Consider the following 22,898-nt stretch of genomic DNA (forward strand, 5'->3'; position numbering starts at 1 on the left):
TCAATGTCTTTAAAAAATCAGGCTCGTCTCGGTTTAAAAACCGCTATAACATATCTAAGAGGATACTATGGATAGTAATGTTGCTATGTATCGCACCATTGCTATCTGTAATTTTAAGTATCGCCTTTGAAAATAGTCCCGAAAAAATACTGTTCCTTAATGTAAAGCCCAACTTTTACACCGGCATTTGGACCACCTTTGGTATTGCAGCAGCATTATTCACTGGTTTACTTGCCGCTATTGACTACGCCATCCGAAAAGAGTTAACCATCACTTTGTTTGGAATGACACTTTTCATCTCTGCCATTTTGGACAGCTATTATTTGTTGATCCTCAACGAAAATGTTGGCATTGAGCAGCTATCCGGGAGTTTATACTTCATTTGGTGGATCAACAGGATGTTCTATTCGCTTACCCTGCTTATTGGTACCTTCGTTTATCTAAAAATTAAATCCAAAAACCTTCGTACACCTGAGCAGAAGCGTAAAATTATTTGGCGTACTGCAATTATTTGTTTATTGGCCGGCTTGGGTTGTGTATTTCTTATTTCCAATACAAGCGCCATTTTGCAGCAAAAATTGGTGTTTGATCAAATGGTACAAATAGATCTTTTTTCTTTTTTGCCATTGATATTTTTGTTTGTTTGGGCGGCGGTTTATCTGCCTAAATTCATGCTCCGTTTCCACAGTGTGTTTTCAAAATTGCTGTCCCTAAGTATTGCGCCGCTGTTTTTAGCGCAGCTTTTCATGGCGTTAAGTACAAATGCTTTCGATACTTATTTCAATGCCGCACATTACCTGCGTTTTATTAGCTACTTGGTGCCTTTGGCAGGTATCATTTTAAATTACATTGCAACGGTTAGAAACGAGCAAAAAATCATCACCAAGCTTGATTTAGAAGTGAAAGAGAAGCAAATGCTAACGGCAAGTCTTTTGGAAAGAGAAGCATTGTTAGCTAATGCCGAGAAAATATCGAGGCTGGGGAGTTGGGAGTTTGATATCAAAAGTAACGCTTATAAGTGGTCTGATGAGCTTTACCGCATTTATGGCTTTACTGAAAATAATTTCCAGCCAACCTATGCTATTGCTGATAAGGTAGTGGCGCCAGAATATAGGCAAAAGCTAAATAAGGAACTTACCAATGCAGTAAGAAACAAATCAACTTTTGCAGTAGAGCACCAAATTGTGCAGCCAAATGGCATAAAACGCTACGTACTTAATCAAGGGTATTTTGCCAATAAGGATAATAAGCTGGTAGGTACTGTACAAGATATCACAGAGTTAAAAGAAGCTACATTAAAATTAAGGAACAACGAAACGCTATTACGGGAAGGCGAGGCGGTATCACATAATGGAAGTTGGGAATGGCATAGCAATAATGAGTACATGCTATGGTCTGATGAGATGTTCAATATCCATGGCTACTTGCCACATTCTACCATAGTTACCGCTAACTCATATTTCAGTTTCGTACATCCCGAGGATCGCAAAATGCTTCGTGATATTTGCTTGGGCGCTAAAAACAATCGATCATCTTTTAAAGCCAATTACCGTATTATTAGGCCAAATGGCGATGTAAGATATGTAGCTACAACAGCACGCTTAAGGCATGATGAAGCTGGTAATGGCTATGCTTATTTGGGCAATACGCAGGATGTAACGCAACTAAAGGAAGCGCAAAGGTTACTGGAAGAAAAAATCAACGAATTAAATATTTCGAATAAAGATTTGGAGCAATTTGCCTACGTAGCCTCTCATGATTTGCAGGAACCGCTAAGGAAAATTAGGGCTTTTGGCGAGCGCCTTAAAACAGGTTTTGAGCATCAAATTACGGCTGAAGGACAAGATTACATTAACCGGATGCAAAATGCTGCCGAGCGTATGCAAACGTTGATAGATGATTTGCTGGCTTTCTCGAAAGTTAGTCGCGAGGCTAAGGAATTTCACCCGGTCAACTTAGCGCAGCTGCTCCAAAAAGTAGTTCACGATTTGGACTATACCATCGAAAGCGCCAATGCTCAACTGGTAATTACCGTCAGCGAAACAGTAGATGGTATTGCTGCACAACTAGCTCAGGTATTCCAAAACATCATTAGCAATTCTTTAAAATTTGTTAAACCTAACGTGCAGCCCGTCATCCATATTTCTTCACAAACCATGCTTGGTTCGGCTATACCAGCATCCGGACTTACACCAAGCCTAAATTATTGTGTCATTAAAATCACCGATAACGGCATTGGTTTCGATGAAAGCTACGCAGGAAAAATATTCGATTTGTTTCAACGCCTTCATGCCCGTACCGAATATAAAGGAACAGGCATTGGTTTGGCCATCTGTAAAAAAATAATTGAGAACCATGCGGGACAAATATTCGCAAAAAGCAAAGAAGGAGAAGGAGCATCATTTTTTATCGTTTTACCACTTAAACCACGCCTATAGTTATGAGTGCAAAGCCACATCCTATAATTTTAGTAGCTGAAGACGACCCTGATGACGCATTGATGCTAAAAGATGCATTTTTGGAGATCAACCAGCCAGATATTACATTTTTAACTAATGGCAAATTGCTGATTGAGCATATCGAAAAGCTTTTGGTTAACAATCAATTGCCAAGTTTGGTAGTGGTGGATTTGAACATGCCTGTGCTTGACGGCAGGGGTGTTATAGCCGAACTTAAAAATAGCGAGAAAACAAAACAAATACCTTTAGTGGTGCTCTCCACTACTAAAAATAAGGACGACATAGACTCGGCAATTGCTTTAGGCGCAAACGAGGTTTTTACAAAGCCAGCCTCTTTTAAGGATTTGGTAAATATTACAACTAACATAACAACTAAGTGGCTTACCACTTAACATTATAAAAATATGAACAAGGTAAGGGTTTTATTAATAGATGACGACGAGGACGACTATGTAATCACTAGAGATGTTTTTAGCCGCATTACAATGGCAGATAAATATGAACTGACCTGGGCAGATACATTTGAAAAAGGCATTAACGCGGTTTTAAAACACCAATATGATATTTACTTGGTTGATTACAGGCTTGGCAAATACACCGGAGTTGATTTGGTGAACGAAGCCGTTTTATCTGGCGTTAAGGAACCAATCATTATACTTACAGGTAAGGGTGATTACAAAATAGACGAGGAAGCGATGAATGTTGGCGCCGCCGATTATTTGGTTAAGGATAAAATTGATCCTGATACGCTTGATCGTAGCTTAAGATATGCCCTAAAACAAAGTGATGCCCTAAAGGCTTTAAAAGAAAGCGAGAATAAGTTTAAAATCATTTTTGATAAAGCTAAAGATCCTATCCTCATCTCAGATTATACAGGTAAAATACACGATATCAATAAGGCTGGTTTGGAGTTTTTTGGTTATCATATTAAGGAAATGATGCTGCTAAACGATAGGGCACTGTTTTTTACTCAAGATGACAGGGAAAACTTCATACAGGAGCTTGAAACTAAAGGAGCGGTCAGCGATTTTGAATGCCAAATGGTGTCAAGCAAAGGCGAAGTATACTTTTGCAGCCTATCTTCTTTTCTGCAGATAGATCCAAGCAATATGGTTGAAATTTATCACACCATCATTCATAATCTTACCCATCGCAAGCATCAGGAAACTAAGTTTATTCACGAAAGTAAGTTTTCTATTTCGGAGCATATTGCAAAAGGTTTTGCAGAGGAAATTAGAAATCCGCTTTCTACCATTAACCTTGTACTGTACGATTTGAGTACCGATGAAGCCTTGGCCTACAATGAATCGTTACAGCAAAACTTGGAAATTATCAAAGGTAACGTAGATGAAATCAATCAGCTCACTAAAAACTTCATTGCCAGCACCGAAAACAAGCCAATTTCTGCACAAAAGGTTAATATCAATCAATTAATAGAGGAAGCCCTTGCTGAAGTGAGTGATCTCGTAATAGGACACCGAATCAACTTGGAAAAACATCTTTTGCCAACTGAGGTTTATTTATCCTTAGATAAAAAGCAAGTTAAAAAAGCCATAGTTAATTTGCTGAAAAATGCGGTTGAGGGCATGCAATCTTATCCAAAGGTGTTAAGTGTTAGCGCTATAAACGATAGCGGTTATTATTCTATTTTTATTGAAGATAATGGTGTTGGGGTTAAGCCAGCTACGGAACATCAAATTTTTGAACCTTTTTTTACCACCAAAAAAGATGCTGAAGGTTTAGGGCTTACCGAAGCTGAACGTACCATATTAGCACATAAAGGAAGTATTACCTTTAAACCGCAAGAGGTAGGAAGTCTTTTCGTAATTAGTCTTCCCATTAACTAAATACCCAAAGTGGAACAATATTTGAAATCATTTTGTGCGAAGGTCTTTTTTAATTTATATTAGAACAATATGCCTTAAAAAGCAAAAAAATAAAAACAATTTGCTTTTTAAGGTAGTTTAATTATCAAAGGCCAGTATAAAAAATTCATTTTTTAACATAAAACTATAAAGCAATGAGCGATAATTCAAAAGTAGTAGTTGCCTTGTTGGCAGGCTTAGCTGCGGGTGCAGCGTTGGGAATATTATTTGCGCCTGATAAAGGTAGTGATACAAGAGACAAATTGGGTCAGTCATTGAAAGATTTTGGTGATTCAATTAAAGAAAGAGCTGCTGATGAAATCAACAACTTAAGCAGTTTAAAGGACAAAGTAGTTAACTCTATTAAGGGAAAACTGCGTGATGTTGAGCAAGAATATTCTGATGAAGTAGAACACGTATAATCCAAGCTATACCTAACGATAATGGAAGAAAAAAAAGAGAAGAATATTGAAGAGCTAATTGCTGATGCGAAGAGTTACATAGATGCAAGGGTGGATTTTATTCACTTAAAATCTGTGGAGAAAGGCTCTAAACTAGCTGCAGATTTAATTACGAATACGGTAGTTGTAGTTTGTTTTTTGCTCGCATTTTTACTTGGCACTATCACACTGGCGCTTTACTTAGGTAACGTTTTTGGAAGTATGGTAGCAGGTTTTGGTTGTGTAGCTGGTATTTATTTGTTTTTCGCCATTATCGTTTTCTTAACCAAAGATAACTTCATCGAGAAAATATTAGTTAACATATTTATTAGGAAATACTTTAATAAAATAGCAGATAAGGACGATGAGGCATAAGGACATAAAATCTTTGGAAGAATTACAGTTGGAAATGAAACAGCTTAAAAGTGAGTATTTACTTAAAGAAACGCTGTTGAAAGAAGATGCGAGAGCTTATATCAAACAATTTTCGCCAATGAATTTAATTACAGACTTTTTTAACCCTAAAAGTTTGTTGAAATTGGATGAAAAAACCAACCTAAGCGGTAGCATCATGTCGCTGATATTACCAATGTTTCTAAACAAAACCGTTTTTAGAGGTTCTGGCTTTTTAACAAAAAGTATTGCAGCGCTTGTTTCTGGTAAACTAGGTAAATCACTTGATGCAGAAAGTATCACGGGGATAGTAGGAAAAATCAAATCTTTGTTTGGCTCAAAAAAGCGTAAAGATGTAGATTTTGCAGACTATGGAATTCCTCCTGATAGTGAAACTTATTAGTCTATCCTAGTTATTTCTATAAATCAAAAATACAGTTGGCTTTTTATGAAGGTCAACTTTTTCTTTTTTCCACTCAGCAATGCTTAAGGTTTTAATGTACTCATCCTCGGCATTGATATTTGAAGCAATGCATAGCAAGGTGCTTGGTTGGCAATTTTTAAGCACTTCTTCCAACAGCTGATTATTTCTAAAAGGTGTTTCCATAAAAAGTTGGGTTTGCTTAAAACGTTGCGAAAGTTGTTCTAAATCCTTAATTCTCTTGCTTCTATCGCCTTTATCTATGGGTAGGTATCCCGTAAAGGCATAACTTTGCCCGCTAAATCCAGAAGCCATTAGTGCCTGTAGCATAGCATTTGGCCCAACCAATGGTACTACTTTAATTTGTTGTTTGTGAGCTTCGGCCACAATATCCGCTCCTGGATCGGCTACGCCAGGGCATCCAGCTTCGCTCATTAAGCCCACGTTAATTCCTTTGTTTAATTCTTGGAAAAAGGGCTTCAGGGAGTTTCCTCGCTTGTGTTTGCCATAGTCGTGAATTAACAATTCGCTTTGCGGAATTTTTAAACCCGCCTCTTTTAAAAATTTTCTTGCAGTTTTTTCGTTCTCTACTATATAGGTGTTGATACTGTTAATGGTATCTATTAAAAAAGGAGTAAATGATTTATTTGCTGCGTTATCAGCTAAGGGTACTGGAATTAAATAAAGAATGCCTTTTTGCATAACAAAATTAAAATTTATAAAAACAAAGGTGCGCAAAGATTGTTCTGCTAAGTTGCTTATGTATCAAATTTAGTTCTACTTAGCGCTGAGGTTGACATATTTTCAATACATAAACCCCTCTTTTTCTGCTGAAACATACGGCAAATATAGTTAACCAGCAAGTTTCTCTCCTATTTGGTAAGGTTTAACGCAATTTAACATTAATTGGTTCTCAAATTGATATACGCTTAATGTTAGGTTAAATAATAAAAATTTTAAAACACACAAACATGAAAAGGCTAATGAGATTTCCGGCAATGGTATTTGGGCTTTTTTTGTTGCTGGCAGGAACCACCCAAAGCGCAAAAGCACAATACGACGATGTTTCTTTGCAAACATTTTATGATGAGCTGTCTCCGTACGGCACATGGATTAACGACCCTGAATATGGTTACGTTTGGCGTCCGGATGTAGACCAAGGTGAGTTTAGACCCTACTACACCAATGGACGTTGGGTAATGACCGAGTACGGAAATACTTGGGTTTCCAACTATGATTGGGGTTGGGCTCCATTTCACTACGGCAGATGGATTTACAATCGTTACAACAGATGGGTTTGGATTCCCGATACCACTTGGGGACCAGCATGGGTAAGCTGGAGAAGTGGCGGTGGTTACTATGGTTGGGCGCCTTTAGCACCAAGCATCAGTATCAACATCAATTTTGGTCCACGTTATGTAGTACCTGATTTTTGCTGGAACTTTATCCCTGAGCGACATATCTATTATACCAGCTATCCTAGATATTACAGCGGTAGAAATAGGGTATATATCCAAAATACCGTGATCATTAATAACACTTACGTACGCAACAACAGAACTTATTACACCGGGCCTAGAGCGGATGATATCAGAAGAGCCACAAACCGAAATGTAACTGTTTATAATGTTTCCAGAGTGAACAGCAGAAATAGTGGAAACCGAATTGAGAATAACACGGTAAACATTTATTCACCTCGTCCAACCAGAGGCGTAGATAATGCGAAAGCAGCACCAAGAGAAGTGGTATCTGGCGACATCAATAGAGGTAGAGTAGATAGAGGTAGCGATAGCAGAGGTCGTGATAATGGCAACTATAACGTTAACAACGAAAGAGGCGAACGTTACAGCCGAGGAAATGTAGATGATAGCAATATTTCTCGCGGCCGCGATAACAATAATGTGCCTAATAGGGAAAGCAGAGTGAACGATGACAACAGAAGCGCAGATAGAGGCAGTGTTTTTGGTAGATCAAGGGACAACAGCATAAACAGAGACAACAATGCGAACAGAGGCGGTAATCCGACAGAGCAAAGAGTTACACCTCCAGCAACACAGGAACGTGTGGAAAGTAGCAGGCCAACATTCCCTTCTCGTTCTCAACGTTCTCAAGAAAATACTCAACCAAGTGCGCCACCTCAACGTGTAGAGCGTATGGATAGAATGGAGCGTCAACAGCCGCAACAACCTCAAAGGGTAGAGCGAGCAGAACGCCCACAATCTTCAGGATCAAACAGCAGATCTAACGAAGGCGGTGGAAGAGCTAGCCGAGGCGAGAGCAGCGGCAGACCCGGAAGGGGTTAAACAAAGTGAAAGGGTGGTGAATTGACCACCTTTTCTTTTTTAAAGTATGCGGTAACTCGGCGGGTTACATCGTTTCAATAAAATTTCTGTTCCTGCAAAGCAAAAGCACGCCGTTTTTGTTATATCTTCGAATTTAGATTTTAACAATTATTTATGGAATTTTTAAGTAGTCCGGAAGCCTGGATATCACTGCTAACTTTAACAGTTTTAGAAATAGTATTAGGAATCGACAACATTGTCTTTATCTCCATCTTAGCAGGTAAATTACCTCAAAATCAACAAAAGAAAGCAAGGCAGCTCGGTTTGGCTTTAGCAATGATTACACGTGTGCTTTTGCTAATGTCGCTAAGTTGGATCATGCGTTTAACGGCTCCATTATTTAATATCGGGGATTGGATTGGCATCACTAATCCAGAGTGGTTGGAGAAGTTGGCCATATCAGGTAGGGATTTAATTTTGCTTGTGGGAGGCTTGTTTCTTATTTATAAAAGTACCCATGAAATTCACAATAAATTAGAAGGTGAACATGAAGAAGAGGGAAAGGCCAAGCCGCATTCTTTTGCCGGCACTATCGTTCAAATTTTAATTTTGGATATTGTGTTTTCCCTTGATTCGGTAATTACGGCAGTGGGTATGGCAGATCATATCGAAATTATGATTGCAGCGGTGGTTATTGCAGTGCTTATTATGATGGTTTCTGCAGGCGCAATTAGCAACTTTGTTAATAAGCATCCAACGGTAAAAATGTTAGCGCTATCGTTTTTACTGCTCATTGGAGTGTCCTTATTGGCCGAAGGCCTAGACCAACATATTCCAAAAGGATACGTATATTTTGCTATGGCTTTTTCGGTTTTGGTAGAGATGTTGAATTTAAAGATGAAAAAGAATGCATCAAAACCGGTAGCGCTGCGTAACATGCCTAAAAAAGATGGCGAATAGCATGCTTTAAAAAATAATTACGAGGCTTTCGGAAACGAAGGCCTTTTTTATTGCCGCTAAAATCACTTAGCGCAGGCTTTTGTTTTCTCTCTTTTTCAGTGCCTACTTTTTAATACCTTTGCTCCTCAATTTAAAGTTATGGTATCTTTCATCGAATCCAATTTAGCGGAACTTTCTGTGCATCATGTAGGTAATAAAGCCAATGAGGAGTATTATTCGCTTTCCGATAATTCTATGCATGTACAGGATGAAATGCTGAACCAGTTGCTGAAGCAATATTTCCTTGCACCTTTTCAAAAAGTGAATGAAGTTTTTCGTTTTACGCACCCGGGCAATGATTTAAATTCAAATGAAATTTACCGCATAGTCACTGAAATTTTTGCTGATGGAGGTTCCTTTCATGAGAACAGTAAAAACATTGCGACTTACCTTTTCGAAGTGGCAGACCATCCGAAAATCAAAGGAGGCGAACTGTATGTAGGTTACTTTGAAAATTTGCAAATAGAAGGTGATTTGCATGATGCTGTCGGAATTTTCAGGTCCGAAAGTAAGGAAAGCTACATCAGGGTTTTTCCTGATCAAAATGGTTTTAACATCAGTTACGAACAACAAGGTATCAATATCAATAAATTGGATAAGGGCTGTATCATCTTCAACACGGATAAAGAAGAAGGTTATAAGGTTGTGGTGGTGGATAACACCAGCAAAAGTTCCGACGCCGCTTATTGGAAAGATCAGTTTTTAATGTTGAAAGTGCGTAACGATAATTTCAACCAAACACAAAACGTGATGGACGTTTACAAGAGTTTTGTTACGGAGAAATTGGATCAGGAATTTGAAGTAGAAAAAACTGATAAGATTGATTTGCTCAACAGATCGATGAAATACTTCAAAGAAAAGGAAACTTTTGATATGGATGAGTTTACTAATGAGGTAATTGCAAACGAAGAAGGCGCAGCGCTTTTTAAAAGCTACAAGCAATCTTACGAAGAGGAATTTGATACGCCAATTGCGGATACTTTTGATATCTCTACCGCTGCAGTAAAAAAACAGGCCAAGGATTTCAAAAGTATTTTAAAGCTCGATAAAAACTTCCACGTTTATATCCATGGTAATAAAGAATTGATTGAAAAGGATTACGACGCTGAACGTGGGATGAATTGTTATAAACTTTATTTTAAGGAAGAGCTTTAGGATTATAGCTATATTGGTGCATGGCAATTCCTAAAAAAATCATTAGCAGAAAGGAAGAAATTACAAAAGAATTTTTTGCGCTATTGGAAAAACACATGGATGATATTTTAGCTGGCCGTACCGATAAGATGTACCACATCAAAGATTTCGCAGCAGCGCTTTTCATCCATGCAGGGCACTTTAGTAACACCATTAAGTTAACTACAGGTTTCTCGCCGTGCCACTTTGTTGAGCAGCGCACTTTAGAGGAAGCTAAGAAAATGTTGCTGCTCAATGATATGCCTATTAATGAAATCAGCTATAAGCTTACCTTTAACGATCCTACTAATTTCACGAAGTTTTTTAAATCTTTTGAGGGATTAACCCCTAAGCAATTTAGAAAACACCATACAGAAAATACTTAAACTGTCACCATTTTTGAAGCCACTTTATTGCCGAAATTTGTATCAAATATTTAATACAGATGGATCAACAAAAAATAGTACTAGTAACCGGCGGTAGTCGCGGGTTAGGAAAAAATATGGCCTTAGCCTTAGCCAAAAAAGGCAACGACGTAATTATTACATATAATAGTGGCAAACAGGAAGCCGAGCAGGTTGTTGCAGAAATTGAGCAAATGGGACAAAGTGCAGCCGCACTTCAACTAAATGTGGGTCAAGTAGCTACTTTTGATGGCTTTGCAGCGAACCTAGCCGAAATATTAAAAGAAAAGTGGGGTAGAGAAAACTTCGATTTTTTGGTGAACAACGCTGGCATTGGTATTAACACACCTTTTGAAAGTACCACCGAAGATCAGTTTGATTTGCTAACCAACATACATTTCAAAGGGGTATACTTTCTCATTCAAAAATTGCTGCCAACAATTGCTAACCAAGGCGGTATTGTTAACGTTTCCACGGGCTTAACTCGCTTTGCCTTACCCGGCTATAGTGCCTATGCTGCTTTGAAAGGAGCAATTGAAGTACTTACCAAGTATTTAGCGAAAGAACTAGGCGCTAGAGGTATCACAGTAAACGCTGTTGCGCCAGGAGCTATTGAAACCGATTTTGGTGGCGGTGTAGTGAGAGATAACGAGCAAGTAAATGCATTTGTGGCTTCTAATACAGCCTTAGGTAGGGTTGGATTGCCAGATGATATTGGAGGTGTGGTTGCCTTTTTATGTTCAGCAGAAGCCCGCTGGGTTAACGCACAAAGAATTGAGGTTTCGGGAGGGATGTTTATCTAATTGCACTGTACAAAAAAGGAGTACAATATTGCCTTAGCATGTTTTGTACTCCTTTTTTAATATTTAATGATTAATATCGAATGAGCCAATTACTACTGCCCTCTCTTACGCTCGTTATCTTTATTTGAGGTTTGATCAGAACGCTGGCCACCAGCATTGGTAATGCCAATTTTCTTTTTGTCTTGTTTCACGTCATTATGCGCTCTGTCTGCAATGGTATTGCTAGGTACATTACCATCGTTTTTTGGAAAATGGTTATTTTTCATTGCTTTAGTTTTAAGTGAATAAATTAATTGTACTTATTAAGTAACCGTTCAAAGCAACCTTTGTTTTAAAAAAGCAAAAAGCCCATGCGCTAATAACGCATAGGCTTTCGATCTATGTTGAAATCGCTCTGCGATTAGAATTTTAATCCCAATCCAACTTGGAAAACTTGGTTTTTAAATTCTGGAGTAACACGGTCGCCGTTTTCGTTTGTTTTTTGGAAATCAAGTGCATATCTTCCAAAAATTCCAACTTTGTTGCTCAAGTCAAAACGTGCACCAATTACACCCGCTACAATGCTCTTTTTAAATCTATCAGATTCGTCTTCTACAATTTGTTGTTGTGCTGTTCCAAAGCCATTTTCGAACTTGTTATTAGTTGACAAAAGGAATGAAACCTGAGGACCAGCTACTACGTTAAGTCCCTCAGCTAATTTAATGCTAGCTAAAATTGGCAAATCAATAAAATGCGTAGTTTGGGTAAAAGTACCAAATACCGATTCAGATTTGTAACCTTTGGTAGAGTATAAAAGCTCTGGAGTAAATGCTAGGTTCTCTAGTAATTTAATATCTAAAGTTACACCGGCATTGTAACCTACAAGGTAATCTGTTTTAAAATCGTTATTACCGTCATCTTTAATGATGTTAGAAAAGTTAACCCCACCTTTAACACCAAATTTGATTAACTTGTCGGTAGATTGTGCGTTTGCTGTAAGACCTGTTACAAACAGACCAAGTACAAGGATTGCTATTTTTTTCATTTCAATTTTTTGTTTTTAATGGCTAAACTTTTGGGGTAGCCGTTCAATTTTCACATTACAAGGCCGTCACTATTTTTTAGTTAAAGAAGCCTTTTACGTTGATGCATTTATAAATAAACGTGCCAATGGGTATGGCATAGCAATTAGGTGTACTTGCTAAATCCAGTTTTCGTAGGTTAAATAGCAGATTTTTAAGCGATTAATTTTTGTTTTGTGACTAGATAAAAGCTGGTTTCTATCACTTAAAAGTGTATCAAATTTAATACAATGATGTTTAAAAAATGCGATGAAGGTGGTGCCAAGGGCGTAAGGTGCTAAAAATGCACAACAAATATTGGTAAGCACAAATTGTTTCCGCATCTTTAAGGGTTTTTCCGCAAGAAACTGCAAAAGGAAGAAAAAGATTCAAACTTTAAACACACAATGAACAAAAGATTTATTTACGCTATAGCCGTAATTTCTTTATTTACTTGCGCTACCGCCAAAGCACAGCAACCATCTTATATCGAGTTATTAAAGCAACAACCAAAGTGGGTTGATTCGGTATTTAAAAAGTTAAGTACTAAGCATAAAATTGCTCAATTACTCTTTGTTAGGGCGCATACTAACTTAAGTAAGGCTTATCAAGATTCGGTTGGCAAGGTAATTAAACGCCAAAAACTAGGGGGCGTAGTATTTTTTCAGGGCGGACCTGTACGCCAGGCGCTGCTAACAAAGGATTACCAAAGCAAATCCAAAGTGCCTTTGCTGGTTACTTCGGATGGCGAATGGGGATTAGGTATGCGTTTAGACAGCACTATTTCCTATCCTTATCAAATGGCCTTGGGAGCGGTACAAAATAAAGAGTTATTGTACAAAATGGGTTTGGAAGTAGCTAAAGATTTCAAGCGAATTGGTATGCACATGAACTTGGCTCCTGATGTAGATGTAAACAACAACGCTAAAAATCCAGTAATCAATTTCCGCTCGTTCGGTGAAAATAAGTACAATGTAGCTGAAAAAAGCGCTGCCTATTTATTGGGAATGCAAGATGGCGGTTTGCTAACCAGCATAAAGCACTTTCCAGGTCATGGTGATACTGATGTAGATTCGCATTACGATTTGCCCCAGTTGAAATTTACCAAAGAGCGTTTGGATACTTTAGAGTTGTATCCGTTTAAAGAGCTGATTAAAAAAGGCGCTGCGGGAGTAATGATTGCACACATGAACATTCCGGCCTTAGATCCTACGCCTAACATGCCGTCTACTTTATCAAATCCTATAGTTACCGGTTTGTTGAAAAACGAATTGGGCTTTAAAGGATTGATTATTTCTGACGCGATGGACATGAAGGGCGTAACCAAGTATTTTAAAGATGGTGAAGCTGAGGTAATGGGGCTTATTGCTGGTATGGATATTTTAGAGCTAGCTCATGATAGCAAACAAGCCATTAAAAAGATAAAAGAAGCAATTAAAGACCAGCGCATTAGCATGGAACGTATAGATGAAAGCGTTAAGAAAGTGCTAACTGCAAAATATTGGGCTGGCTTGAATGTTAAACCTCAAATTGATGAGAATAATATTTCAGAAGATATCAATCGTCCGGAAAGCAGGGCTTTAGTGCAGCAACTTGCCGAAGCTAGCATGACTTTGCTTAAAAGTAGAGATGGAATAGCCAGCTTAACACCTAACAAACGCATGGTGATTATTAATGTTGGTACCACACAGGCTACCGCCTTTCAAAATGAGATAGTAGGTACTTACAAAAACTCAATTTCATTTAATGTAGATAAAAATGCTAACGCTGCTGCTATTGAAGCTGTAATGAAGCAAATTCAAGATGGCGACCAAATTGTGATGGCTATTGTAGATACGAGGACACGTCCAGGCAACAACATTCCTTTGGGTAAAGATGTAAAAGACATGATTACTACTTTATCAGCAAGAAATGCGATGGTGGCATTTTTTGCTAATCCTTACAACTTGGCCAACTTGCCTGGTATTGAAATGGCCCGCTCAATAGTAGTTGCCTATCAAAAAGAAGATTTTATGCAGAAAGCTGCAGCCGCAATTTTTACCAAAAAGTTAATGCCAACTGGCAAGTTACCAGTAACGGTAAATAAAGTGTTCAAATACGGCGACGGCTTGTAAACCGAGCCAATAAAAAACAAAGGCGTCCAAAATTTAATTGGGCGCCTTTGTTTTTTAAATAGGTATAAAACCTTTTCCTTTAAGCTCAAATTCCAATAAATCTATATTGTAATTTTAGTTCGGTTATCAACTCCTTGCAACGCTGCTCCACCTGTTTGCTTACTGGATCAAATAAAGCATTGTCATAATAAGGGTCAGCCACTTCTCCTTCAGGTAAAAAGAGCCTAACTTTCTGCTTTTGTTGTGGCGTTGTTGCTAAACGTAGTACGTCTTTCAAGTTATTACTATCCATCACTAAAATATGATCATACTCATCAAAAAAGCTGGGGCTAAAATGCCTAGCTCGTTGAGTGGAAATATCATAACCAAGTCTTTTCGCTGCTGCAACGCTTCGGTGATCTGGCGGGTTGCCTACATGCCAATTTCCGGTGCCTGCACTGTGTACAGTCCAGCCCAGCGCTTTTTCATCAGCCAAATGCTGCAACATGCCATGCGCCAGCGGCGATCGGCAAATATTTCCTAAACAAACCATCAGGATTTTCACAACGTAATGATTAAATAAAGCATTGAATCTTCTAACCTCAGACTATTTATAAATCTCGTTCAATATTTTAGCTAACCTTACGCCACCTTTAAGCAGTTGCTGGTTTAGTGTGCCAATCCAATCGAAATTGTAATTATAGCTCAGTTTATCATCACTTTTTATCCCGGTAGCATAAATTTTATTGCACACTTGGTACGATTCGAAAATGCAGTCTTTCAAATTAGCTTTGTTCCACTCGGCCAATTGCTGTGGCGTTGCATAGTTAATTGCTTTAGCATATTCAGTATAACTCAACTGTTGAAAGTCAATCAATTTTTCGTCCCAAATTTGATGTAGATTGGAGCGCTGTCCAAACCAAGTAACGGTGATTCTATTGCCGCCCAAATCTTCTTTTCTTGCCGTATGCATAGGCTGGTGCATATCACCAATTAAATGCACTAATATGCGCATAGCGAACAATTTTTTATCGGCAGGTGTTTTTGGATCTTTAAGTAAAGCAATCATCTCATTGGTTTTTCCATAGATATTTGCTTCCTTAAATCCATCTAAATAGTTGCTCATTCCGGCTTTATCCAAACCTTCTGGTAAATTCACATAGTGCCAAGAGTTGAGGTATTTATAAGTAGTGTCCGATTTGATAAAATCAGCCCAGTTGGCGCTCATGGCCAAACTTTCGTTGCCTAATATTTGCTTAATGGCTTTGCGGGCATTAGGTGTAAGGTAGCTGTCGGCAATTTCACCAACAATACGGTGTCCTAAAACGCCCCAAGCATTAGCCGCAATAGGCGCATAAATCAAAGCTATTGCTACAATTAATCTTTTTAAATTTTTCATCTGTTTATATTCTAATTCGTTATCGCTCCTGTAATTCGGAGAAGCAATCTTAAAGCGCTTTAGGTACGCAAGTAATTTTTTGCTTTAAATTAAGTATCACTTCTGTTTGGTCGCTCAAGTTTTCAAGCTGTAATTGTGTGGCATTCCAAGCTTTAACTTTAAAGTTAGTAATGTAGCGCCCGCTTCTATAACATCCAGAAACCTTTTGTTTGTAATTGGATTTGGTAAAATCGCCCACCAAAATTAAGGAGTCATTGCGCACCTGATAAGTTCCTTTAGCGTATTCCTTCCAAAGGCCACCGTTATAGCATTCCTCTTCGTAGTAGTTTACTTTGGAATGTGTTACAAAATCAACATAAAATGAATCACAAGTGAATTTAAATAGGTGTTGGGTATAAGCTTGTAACTCCTGTTTATGCGCAATACTATCTTGATTCCAAACACCCTGTAAAAAAGCTTCTCCTTTGCCCTGCACATCTGGCAAACGGGAGCAGGAGAAAGTGAATAAAAAAAATAGCCACACGCCTAAATCCCTTCCCCAAAGGGAAAGGGACTTTTTTACAGTGTTTTTATCTAAAATCCGAAACATGTTTAAGTTCGATATTTACGCTTTATATTCTTCCCTTTGGCGAAGTTAGGAGGGGCTTTTATTTCAAACTACCAACCATATCCTCAGGCTTAACCCAAGCAGTAAACTGCTCATCAGTTAACAGCCCAAGTTCAATAGCCGCTTCTCTTAATGTTTTATTTTCTTTATGTGCTTTTTTAGCAATTTTAGCAGCATTTTCGTAACCAATATGTGGGTTTAATGCAGTAACCAACATCAACGAATTTTCCATGTGTTGTTTAATTACCGGGCGGTTAGGCTCAATGCCAGCGGCACACTTATCGTTAAATGAAACGCAGGCGTCGCCAATTAAACGGCCACTTTGCAACACGTTTGCCGCAATAACTGGTTTAAATACGTTCAGTTCAAAATGTCCGTTGCTAGCGCCAACACTTACTGCCACATCGTTACCCATTACCTGAGCGCATACCATGGTCATAGCCTCTGGTTGTGTAGGGTTAACCTTGCCCGGCATAATTGATGATCCTGGCTCGTTATCAGGAATAATAATTTCGCCAATACCGCAACGAGGACCTGAGCTCAACATACGGATATCATTAGCAATTTTCATTAACGAAACAGCCACTCTTTTATAAGCACCAGAAAGTTCAACCATGGCATCGTGAGCTGCCAATGCTTCAAATTTGTTAGGTGCAGTTACGAAGGGTAGTCCGGTTAAATCAGCAATTTTTTGAGCTACCAATACATCATAACCCTTAGGTGTATTTAAGCCAGTTCCAACAGCTGTACCACCTAAAGCTAGCTCCTTAATCATTTCTAAAGCATTGTTAATAGCTCTTAAGCCATTATCCAATTGCTGTACATAGCCCGAAAACTCCTGCTTTAAAGTTAATGGCGTAGCATCCATAAAGTGCGTACGACCAGTTTTAACGATATCGCCCCAAGCTTCAGCTTTGCTAGCTAAAGTGTTACGCAATTTTTGAATGCCCGGAATGGTTACCTCAACCGCTTGTTTATAAGCCGCAATGTGCATTGCAGTTGGGTAAGTATCATTGCTTGATTGCGATTTGTTGACGTCATCATTAGGGTGTAACGATTTTTTCTCGTCCATTAAATCACCACCGCCAATTACGTGGCCACGATTAGCAATCACCTCGTTTCCGTTCATGTTGCTTTGTGTGCCCGATCCAGTTTGCCAAATTACCAACGGAAACTGATCGTCTAATTTTCCGGCAATCACCTCATCGCAAGCCTTAGCAATTAAATCTGTTTTTTCTTTAGAAAGTACGCCTAATTCGTTATTAGCCAATGCTGCAGCTTTTTTTAGGTAGCCAAATGCGTGGATAATTTCCTTAGGCATTGATGCCTCTGGTCCAATTTTAAAATTGTTTCTAGAGCGTTCTGTTTGCGCTCCCCAATATTTGTCGGCAGGTACTTGCACCTCGCCCATGGTATCATGTTCTATTCTAAAACTCATGGTATTTGAAAAAAATTATTTGCCTCAAATTTAACCTTTTTAGCCCTTAAAGGAAATTTATTTAGAAACGTTACATATACATTAGAAAAGCATTTGAAGTAGTTCTTGGCAAATGCAGTCCCGCTTTTGGCTACAATCTTTTTGTTTGAGGAATCGCCAAACTTACGAAGTTTCGAAAACTTCGTAAATTGAATGCAGGCAGTGCCACAAAAAGTATTTCCGCCGCAATCGGGTTTAATTAACAACAATCCGTGCTAAATACAAACTTTAGCAAACCTATAGCAAAAGCCTTTGCGTTCTTTGCGAAACCTTTTTTTCCTCTGCGTTAAAACCAACCTAAAAGCTATCCAAGTTGACATCCGTAAATACGGATTGTAAATCCTTTGATATCGCTTCGAGATTGCAAATCTCGAAGAGCGGTTTAGTACAGAGGCTTAAAACGGGATTGTTTATTGAAAAGCCTTTGCGTTCTTTGCGAAACCTTCTTTTCCTCAGCGTTAAAAAACTAACCGAAAAAATATTCAAGCTGAAATCTGTAAATACGGATTATAAATCCTTTGATAACGCTTCGAGATTGCAAATCTCGAAGAGCGGTGGGAAAACCACAAGGCTCAAAAGATAATCTATTTGCGTTCTCTGCGAAACCTCTTTTTCCTTAGCGTTAAAAAACTAACCGAAAAGATATCCAAGTTAAAATCCTTTAATATCACTTCAAAATTGCAAATCTCGAAGAGCGGTTGTAAAAACTACATCAATCGCCTTGCGTTTAATTTCAACAAACAGTAATTTATAGTAAATTGCTAGGATAAATTAAGGGTATGCAACTTAAAGACGTAAAAATTTCCCGTAAAAAACCCATATTTCCTGTAAGCGAAAACTTACACAAGTACCTGCGCACCTACCAACGTGATGCCCGTTTGCCCATCAAGTACGAGGATTTGAAGGCATTCACCGAAAGCTACCCCATCATGGATAAGGATGGAAAAGATACCTTATGGGAAAGCCCAATTTATGCGCAAGGCCAAATTGAGGAGTTGCACAACGGACTAAAAATCATCTACGCCAAATTGAAAGCCTCAGGAAACCTGCGCATTGTAGAGCATAAGTATATCGACAGGATCGACTATTGTACTTTTGGTAATACGCATCCATTTCGTATTCGCATTGTAAATAGGCTTAACGATGTTTATGACTACTTTTATGTTAAAAAAGCAGATGCTTCCAGGATTTATGGCTTGGAGCTGGAAGAAATTTTATCGCCAAACCAAGTCAATTATTTAGTGGATGGCGATACCATGATTGAAGAGCATATTGTAGGTTTGCCTGGCGATGTTTTTAATGGCGGAAAGCTGTATCAGGATGATTTTAATCCAACACGTATCGCAAAAGAATTTGTAAAGTTTAATGAACGTTGCTTAGTTACTTTGCTTGGGGATATGCGATCGTACAATTTTGTAGTGCAAATTACTCCGGATTTCGACGATATTCAATTTCGTATCAGAGCCATTGATTTTGACCAGCAGTTTTACGAAGGCAACATCAGAGTATACATGCCTCAGTTTTTCAAAGAGAACTATCCGCTGGTGAAAATGTGCATGGAACATCTCACCGAGAAAACAGTACAGCAGTACAAACAGGAGGAGTTATCGTCATTAGTTCACAGGGTGCGTAGTGAGCGTCATCGCTTAACTGATTTGAGGGATGTTTCCTGTAAAGAAGAACTAACTACAAAAGAAAATATCCAGAAATTGAAAGAAAGCATGGCTAAATATTATCGGGACGATGCTTACAGGCACTGCAGAAACATGACAGATATCATTGAGCTGAATTTAAAGAACATCATTAGGCAAGTGAAGTTATAGTTGCCATCTCCAACGCTGGTTTAGGGCAAAAATTAAGCGCTTAGCTGAACATTAAAAAATGCTTAACTAAGCGCTATCTGGATTAGCAAATTTGCTTATGCGTGTTGCTCTTCATGTACGCCTTCCGCAAATTCTTCCACCATTTTATCGTTAAAAGCTGGAATATCTTCAGGGCTGCGACTGGTTACTAAACCTTGGTCTACCACCACCTCTTCATCTACCCACTGTGCGCCAGCATTCATCAAATCTTTCTTAATGGAGGCATAAGAAGTCATCTTTCTTCCTTCAACTACCTCAGCATTGATTAGGGTTTGTGGGCCGTGGCAAATAGCAGCAACAGGTTTGCCTTTTTTGAAGAAATCTCTTACAAAAGCTACTGCATTTTCATTAGCACGCAGGGCATCTGGATTAATTACACCGCCCGGTAGTAATAGGCCGTCGAAATCGTTCACATTTACCTCTTCAACCGTATTGTCTACTGCAATTTCTTTGCTCCACTGATGATCTTTCATAGCTTTAATGCTACCTTTTTTTGAAGAGATGATACGTACATTAGCACCCTCTTCTTTTAACCTATTTAGTGGTTCAAATAACTCTGATTCTTCGAAGCCATTCTCAGATAGAATAGCGATGTTTTTATTGCTTAACTTTCCCATTTTCTTTATGTATTTAATAAAACAATCTTTATAAATACAAAAACTTTAAAGTGTTTGTTTTGAGAAATTGAGCTAGGAGGATAGTGTTTACTACAAAATCAAATCCTGTATAAAAGTAAATGTTTACTAATTGAGAGGTGGCGTTTCCTAGTTTATGATTTTAGTTTTCTTATTATTGGTGCAAGTTTGATGATGAAATTAAAAATTAACATCATGAAAAAGATATTACTTACATTTTTAGGGTTTATACTTTGCTACGGTGCGGCATATGCACAAAATGGCATCAATTTTTCTAAAGCATATGCTGCAGGGGGCAAATTGATGATGTATCTAGATAGTGCTGCCAAGAATGTGTCATACGCAAATGTTTTTCCAAATCAGCCGCGAACCTCATTCAACAGCCTTTTGGATGTAAATGCAGCAAGTATTCATATTTATTTTCGAGATCAAAGTGAAGCCCAAAATTACCGATACACTATTTTACAAGATGATAAACCTATTTTACTCAATAAATCCTTAGCAGGATTGGAGAAGGTGGACCTGGCTGGAGAAATGCTAATATCAACCAAGCTTGGTAATTTTCCAATTAAGGGGCATGTAGTTACCATACTTGGCTATAGTATTAATCAGCCTCAAAATGTTGATCAAACTGTATTTTACGGCAAACCGCTACCGAGGGCTGTTGTTAAAGCTTTTTCAAAACGTTATGCCGTGGCTAAAGGCGTTGATTATGCTTGGATAAAAAATCCAAAACGTAGTACCAAGTTAACTTTTGATGAAAAAGACGACCAACTCACAGTCGTCAAAGACAAATCAGCTATTGATTATATTTACAGCCTTTCAATTGTCGAGAAGCGAACAAACAAGCTAGTATTTAAATCAACAGCATGGCAATATGGTGGGCTTGTGGAGAACAATGAGTTTTTACCTTTCTTGGAAATTGACAAAGCTGTTTTTAAGAATTCTGGTGACTACGAAGTAATAATTGAACCTTTAGTGAAATGGACTGAAACAGATTTGAACAGCCAATTTACTGCCAAGTACACGCTGTCTATTACATTGGCTAACAAAAGCTATACGAAAATGGAAGTTGTCACTTATATATTCATCGCAGCTTTCTCGATAGCTATAGTTTCTATTTTCATTTTTTTGTTGATTAAAAAGAGAAATAAGAAAATTATATCCGAAGAATCGTATCAAAAAAATGTGGCTAAACTACAATTAGGTGCTATCCGCTCGCAATTGAATCCTCATTTTATGTTCAATGCCTTGGCTGGTATTCAAAATCTGATGAATAAAAATGAAATCGATAATGCAAATAAATATCTTTCGAAATTTGCCAGATTAACCCGTAATGTACTTGATGGTAGCGAGTTGGTTAGTTTAGCGAAAGAAAAGACCTTATTGGATGATTATTTGCAAATGGAACAATTGCGGTTTGGTTTCAGTTATGAAATTACCGCAGATAAAAACCTAGATTTAGAAAATATAGAAATCCCGAGTATGCTGCTGCAACCCTTTGTAGAAAATGCAGTGAAACATGGGATTGCCTCAAAGCAAAGCAATGGAAAAATACGGGTGTCGTTTAATAAACAAAATCAACATTTAATACTCACGGTAAAAGATAATGGTAACGGCTTTCTTGTAGCTAATGAGCACAAAGGTTTGGGTTTATCTTTAAGCAAGAATAGTATTTCTTTACTTAACAGTATTTATAAAGATACTTCGTTTTTGCTGGATGTAGCATCGGATAATTCAGGAACTATGATTACTTTAACATTAAAAGACTGGCTTTAATATGAATGCGATTTTGATAGACGATGAGCGGGCGAATGTAGAAAATTTGCAAATGTTACTACAAAAGCACTGCCCGCAAGTTAACATTTTAGCCACTGCAAATAAGGTGCCCGACGCAATCAAAATGATAGAAGATTGCTCTCCTGAATTGGTTTTTCTTGATATCCAAATGGGAGAGCAAACGGGATTTGATGTGTTGAGGGCAATCTCCAAACGCAGTTTTGAAGTAATTTTTATTACAGCTTATGATCAATATGGAATACAAGCTGTGAAATTTGCGGCGTTGGATTATTTGTTAAAACCGATAGATATAGAAGAGTTGGTTGCAGCAGTAGAAAAAGCAGTGCAAAAATTGGATACGCAAAAGCAAACTTCTAGACTAGATTTCCTATTACAACAGTTAATGTTGCCCGAAACCAGCACAAGTAAAATTGCACTGCCAATGCAAACTGAAACCAGATACGTAAGTTTAGCCGACATTGTTCGTTGCGAAGCCGATAACACTTATACGTTTTTCTTTCTATCTGATAGTGAGCGTATCATGGTTTCGAAACCTTTAAAAGAATATGCAGATTTGCTAAAACCGAGTGGTTTTATTAGGACACATCAAAGCCATCTAGTGAATCCGGTATTTGTAAAAAGTTGGCTTAAAGAAGATGGAGGATTGTTATTGCTGGCCTCGGGAGAGAAAATTCCAATTTCAAAACCTAATAGAGAGGCTGTTAGGCAGGCGCTGCAATCAGTTTAATAGTCAATCGCTATTGAAT

At 38.1% G+C, this 22,898-nt stretch carries 23 protein-coding genes; 15 read left to right on the forward strand and 8 right to left on the reverse strand.

Annotation, left to right across the window (positions count from 1 at the left end; genetic code table 11):
• Positions 1-77: 77 nt before the first annotated feature.
• The 6 genes from DUT68_RS11440 to DUT68_RS11465 all read left to right on the forward strand — a co-directional run bounded on the left by DUT68_RS11440 (position 78) and on the right by DUT68_RS11465 (position 5,560).
• On the forward strand, positions 78-2,438 hold the full coding sequence (locus tag DUT68_RS11440) for a PAS domain-containing protein (RefSeq protein WP_113638333.1): 2,361 nt from the start codon (positions 78-80) through the stop codon (positions 2,436-2,438).
• Positions 2,439-2,440: 2 nt separating this feature from the next.
• Positions 2,441-2,851: a response regulator gene (locus DUT68_RS11445; RefSeq protein ID WP_113638334.1), complete on the forward strand. Its 411-nt coding sequence runs from the start codon at positions 2,441-2,443 to the stop codon at positions 2,849-2,851.
• Positions 2,852-2,863: 12 nt separating this feature from the next.
• Positions 2,864-4,306 (forward strand): hybrid sensor histidine kinase/response regulator, encoded by a 1,443-nt coding sequence (locus DUT68_RS11450; protein WP_113638335.1) that lies wholly within the window; start codon positions 2,864-2,866, stop codon positions 4,304-4,306.
• 173 nt (positions 4,307-4,479) lie between these two features.
• On the forward strand, positions 4,480-4,746 hold the full coding sequence (locus DUT68_RS11455) for a YtxH domain-containing protein (RefSeq protein WP_113638336.1): 267 nt from the start codon (positions 4,480-4,482) through the stop codon (positions 4,744-4,746).
• A gap of 21 nt (positions 4,747-4,767) precedes the next feature.
• Complete coding sequence (locus DUT68_RS11460) at positions 4,768-5,139, forward strand: phage holin family protein (protein ID WP_198659576.1); 372 nt, start codon at positions 4,768-4,770, stop codon at positions 5,137-5,139.
• Positions 5,129-5,560 carry a hypothetical protein gene (locus tag DUT68_RS11465; protein WP_113638338.1) on the forward strand — a complete coding sequence of 144 codons (432 nt, stop codon included), beginning with the start codon at positions 5,129-5,131 and terminating at the stop codon, positions 5,558-5,560. The genes DUT68_RS11460 and DUT68_RS11465 overlap by 11 nt, the downstream gene beginning before the upstream one ends.
• 6 nt (positions 5,561-5,566) lie before the next feature.
• On the opposite strand, the gene DUT68_RS11470 is transcribed toward DUT68_RS11465, so the two are convergent.
• Positions 5,567-6,280, reverse strand: a complete 714-nt coding sequence (locus tag DUT68_RS11470; RefSeq protein WP_113638339.1) for an SAM-dependent methyltransferase — start codon at positions 6,278-6,280, stop codon at positions 5,567-5,569.
• Positions 6,281-6,549: 269 nt separating this feature from the next.
• Here DUT68_RS11470 and DUT68_RS11475 point away from each other — a divergent pair, with 269 nt between their 5' ends.
• The 5 genes from DUT68_RS11475 (at position 6,550) to DUT68_RS11495 (ending at position 11,239) form a co-directional block, all read left to right on the forward strand.
• Positions 6,550-7,881, forward strand: coding sequence for a DUF6600 domain-containing protein (locus DUT68_RS11475; protein WP_113638340.1), 1,332 nt, complete (start codon positions 6,550-6,552; stop codon positions 7,879-7,881).
• A gap of 153 nt (positions 7,882-8,034) precedes the next feature.
• The gene (locus DUT68_RS11480; RefSeq protein WP_113638341.1) at positions 8,035-8,820 is read left to right on the forward strand and encodes a TerC family protein; all 786 of its coding nucleotides are present in this window, start codon (positions 8,035-8,037) and stop codon (positions 8,818-8,820) included.
• Positions 8,821-8,958: 138 nt separating this feature from the next.
• Positions 8,959-10,014 (forward strand): nucleoid-associated protein, encoded by a 1,056-nt coding sequence (locus tag DUT68_RS11485; RefSeq protein WP_113638342.1) that lies wholly within the window; start codon positions 8,959-8,961, stop codon positions 10,012-10,014.
• A 20-nt stretch (positions 10,015-10,034) separates the two neighbouring features.
• Positions 10,035-10,418 carry a helix-turn-helix domain-containing protein gene (locus DUT68_RS11490; protein WP_113638343.1) on the forward strand — a complete coding sequence of 128 codons (384 nt, stop codon included), beginning with the start codon at positions 10,035-10,037 and terminating at the stop codon, positions 10,416-10,418.
• A 59-nt stretch (positions 10,419-10,477) separates the two neighbouring features.
• Positions 10,478-11,239, forward strand: a complete 762-nt coding sequence (locus DUT68_RS11495; RefSeq protein ID WP_113638344.1) for an SDR family NAD(P)-dependent oxidoreductase — start codon at positions 10,478-10,480, stop codon at positions 11,237-11,239.
• 92 nt (positions 11,240-11,331) lie between these two features.
• Here the strand turns inward: DUT68_RS11495 and DUT68_RS18465 are convergent, their stop codons facing one another.
• A complete protein-coding gene (locus DUT68_RS18465) occupies positions 11,332-11,505 on the reverse strand; it encodes a hypothetical protein (RefSeq protein ID WP_198659577.1) in 174 nt (57 codons plus the stop codon).
• Between the two features lie 134 nt (positions 11,506-11,639).
• Entirely contained in the window at positions 11,640-12,263 is a 624-nt protein-coding gene (locus DUT68_RS11500) for a porin family protein (RefSeq protein WP_113638345.1), read from the reverse strand.
• 423 nt (positions 12,264-12,686) lie between these two features.
• Between DUT68_RS11500 and DUT68_RS11510 the strand changes: the two genes are divergently transcribed.
• A complete protein-coding gene (locus DUT68_RS11510) occupies positions 12,687-14,393 on the forward strand; it encodes a glycoside hydrolase family 3 protein (protein WP_113638347.1) in 1,707 nt (568 codons plus the stop codon).
• Positions 14,394-14,478: 85 nt separating this feature from the next.
• On the opposite strand, the gene DUT68_RS11515 is transcribed toward DUT68_RS11510, so the two are convergent.
• From DUT68_RS11515 to fumC, 4 genes are read right to left on the reverse strand one after another with little or no spacing between them, the layout of a single operon-like run.
• On the reverse strand, positions 14,479-14,937 hold the full coding sequence (locus tag DUT68_RS11515) for a low molecular weight protein-tyrosine-phosphatase (protein ID WP_113638348.1): 459 nt from the start codon (positions 14,935-14,937) through the stop codon (positions 14,479-14,481).
• Positions 14,938-14,979: 42 nt separating this feature from the next.
• Positions 14,980-15,771 (reverse strand): S1/P1 nuclease, encoded by a 792-nt coding sequence (locus tag DUT68_RS11520; RefSeq protein ID WP_113638349.1) that lies wholly within the window; start codon positions 15,769-15,771, stop codon positions 14,980-14,982.
• A gap of 49 nt (positions 15,772-15,820) precedes the next feature.
• A complete protein-coding gene (locus DUT68_RS11525) occupies positions 15,821-16,360 on the reverse strand; it encodes a fumarate hydratase (RefSeq protein WP_237088318.1) in 540 nt (179 codons plus the stop codon).
• Between the two features lie 58 nt (positions 16,361-16,418).
• The gene (fumC, locus tag DUT68_RS11530) at positions 16,419-17,816 is read right to left on the reverse strand and encodes a class II fumarate hydratase (protein ID WP_113638350.1); all 1,398 of its coding nucleotides are present in this window, start codon (positions 17,814-17,816) and stop codon (positions 16,419-16,421) included.
• Between the two features lie 818 nt (positions 17,817-18,634).
• Here fumC and DUT68_RS11540 point away from each other — a divergent pair.
• The gene (locus DUT68_RS11540; protein WP_113638352.1) at positions 18,635-19,678 is read left to right on the forward strand and encodes a hypothetical protein; all 1,044 of its coding nucleotides are present in this window, start codon (positions 18,635-18,637) and stop codon (positions 19,676-19,678) included.
• 95 nt (positions 19,679-19,773) lie between these two features.
• Here the strand turns inward: DUT68_RS11540 and DUT68_RS11545 are convergent, their stop codons facing one another.
• A complete protein-coding gene (locus DUT68_RS11545; protein ID WP_113638353.1) occupies positions 19,774-20,334 on the reverse strand; it encodes a type 1 glutamine amidotransferase domain-containing protein in 561 nt (186 codons plus the stop codon).
• A gap of 213 nt (positions 20,335-20,547) precedes the next feature.
• On the opposite strand from DUT68_RS11545, the gene DUT68_RS11550 reads away from it, so the two are divergent.
• Positions 20,548-22,131: a sensor histidine kinase gene (locus tag DUT68_RS11550; RefSeq protein WP_113638439.1), complete on the forward strand. Its 1,584-nt coding sequence runs from the start codon at positions 20,548-20,550 to the stop codon at positions 22,129-22,131.
• A gap of 1 nt (position 22,132) precedes the next feature.
• Entirely contained in the window at positions 22,133-22,879 is a 747-nt protein-coding gene (locus DUT68_RS11555; protein ID WP_113638354.1) for a LytR/AlgR family response regulator transcription factor, read from the forward strand.
• Positions 22,880-22,898 lie beyond the last annotated feature (19 nt).

Origin of the sequence: Pedobacter zeaxanthinifaciens (assembly GCF_003313335.1) — a bacterium.
Lineage (GTDB): Bacteria > Bacteroidota > Bacteroidia > Sphingobacteriales > Sphingobacteriaceae > Pedobacter > Pedobacter zeaxanthinifaciens.

Bases quoted from the DNA above. Each gene is read 5' to 3' on its own strand.
- DUT68_RS11455 (WP_113638336.1), top strand. From the start codon at position 4,480: ATGAGCGATAATTCAAAAGTAGTAGTTGCCTTGTTGGCAGGCTTAGCT.
- DUT68_RS11470 (WP_113638339.1), bottom strand. From the start codon at position 6,280: ATGCAAAAAGGCATTCTTTATTTAATTCCAGTACCCTTAGCTGATAAC.
- DUT68_RS11510 (WP_113638347.1), top strand. From the start codon at position 12,687: ATGAACAAAAGATTTATTTACGCTATAGCCGTAATTTCTTTATTTACT.
- fumC (WP_113638350.1), bottom strand. From the start codon at position 17,816: ATGAGTTTTAGAATAGAACATGATACCATGGGCGAGGTGCAAGTACCT.
- DUT68_RS11550 (WP_113638439.1), top strand. From the start codon at position 20,548: ATGAAAAAGATATTACTTACATTTTTAGGGTTTATACTTTGCTACGGT.
- DUT68_RS11480 (WP_113638341.1), top strand. From the start codon at position 8,035: ATGGAATTTTTAAGTAGTCCGGAAGCCTGGATATCACTGCTAACTTTA.
- DUT68_RS11475 (WP_113638340.1), top strand. From the start codon at position 6,550: ATGAAAAGGCTAATGAGATTTCCGGCAATGGTATTTGGGCTTTTTTTG.
- DUT68_RS11520 (WP_113638349.1), bottom strand. From the start codon at position 15,771: ATGAAAAATTTAAAAAGATTAATTGTAGCAATAGCTTTGATTTATGCG.
- DUT68_RS11460 (WP_198659576.1), top strand. From the start codon at position 4,768: ATGGAAGAAAAAAAAGAGAAGAATATTGAAGAGCTAATTGCTGATGCG.
- DUT68_RS11465 (WP_113638338.1), top strand. From the start codon at position 5,129: ATGAGGCATAAGGACATAAAATCTTTGGAAGAATTACAGTTGGAAATG.
- DUT68_RS11485 (WP_113638342.1), top strand. From the start codon at position 8,959: ATGGTATCTTTCATCGAATCCAATTTAGCGGAACTTTCTGTGCATCAT.
- DUT68_RS11545 (WP_113638353.1), bottom strand. From the start codon at position 20,334: ATGGGAAAGTTAAGCAATAAAAACATCGCTATTCTATCTGAGAATGGC.
- DUT68_RS11490 (WP_113638343.1), top strand. From the start codon at position 10,035: ATGGCAATTCCTAAAAAAATCATTAGCAGAAAGGAAGAAATTACAAAA.
- DUT68_RS11445 (WP_113638334.1), top strand. From the start codon at position 2,441: ATGAGTGCAAAGCCACATCCTATAATTTTAGTAGCTGAAGACGACCCT.
- DUT68_RS11440 (WP_113638333.1), top strand. From the start codon at position 78: ATGTTGCTATGTATCGCACCATTGCTATCTGTAATTTTAAGTATCGCC.
- DUT68_RS11540 (WP_113638352.1), top strand. From the start codon at position 18,635: ATGCAACTTAAAGACGTAAAAATTTCCCGTAAAAAACCCATATTTCCT.
- DUT68_RS18465 (WP_198659577.1), bottom strand. From the start codon at position 11,505: ATGAAAAATAACCATTTTCCAAAAAACGATGGTAATGTACCTAGCAAT.
- DUT68_RS11495 (WP_113638344.1), top strand. From the start codon at position 10,478: ATGGATCAACAAAAAATAGTACTAGTAACCGGCGGTAGTCGCGGGTTA.
- DUT68_RS11450 (WP_113638335.1), top strand. From the start codon at position 2,864: ATGAACAAGGTAAGGGTTTTATTAATAGATGACGACGAGGACGACTAT.
- DUT68_RS11555 (WP_113638354.1), top strand. From the start codon at position 22,133: ATGAATGCGATTTTGATAGACGATGAGCGGGCGAATGTAGAAAATTTG.
- DUT68_RS11525 (WP_237088318.1), bottom strand. From the start codon at position 16,360: ATGTTTCGGATTTTAGATAAAAACACTGTAAAAAAGTCCCTTTCCCTT.
- DUT68_RS11500 (WP_113638345.1), bottom strand. From the start codon at position 12,263: ATGAAAAAAATAGCAATCCTTGTACTTGGTCTGTTTGTAACAGGTCTT.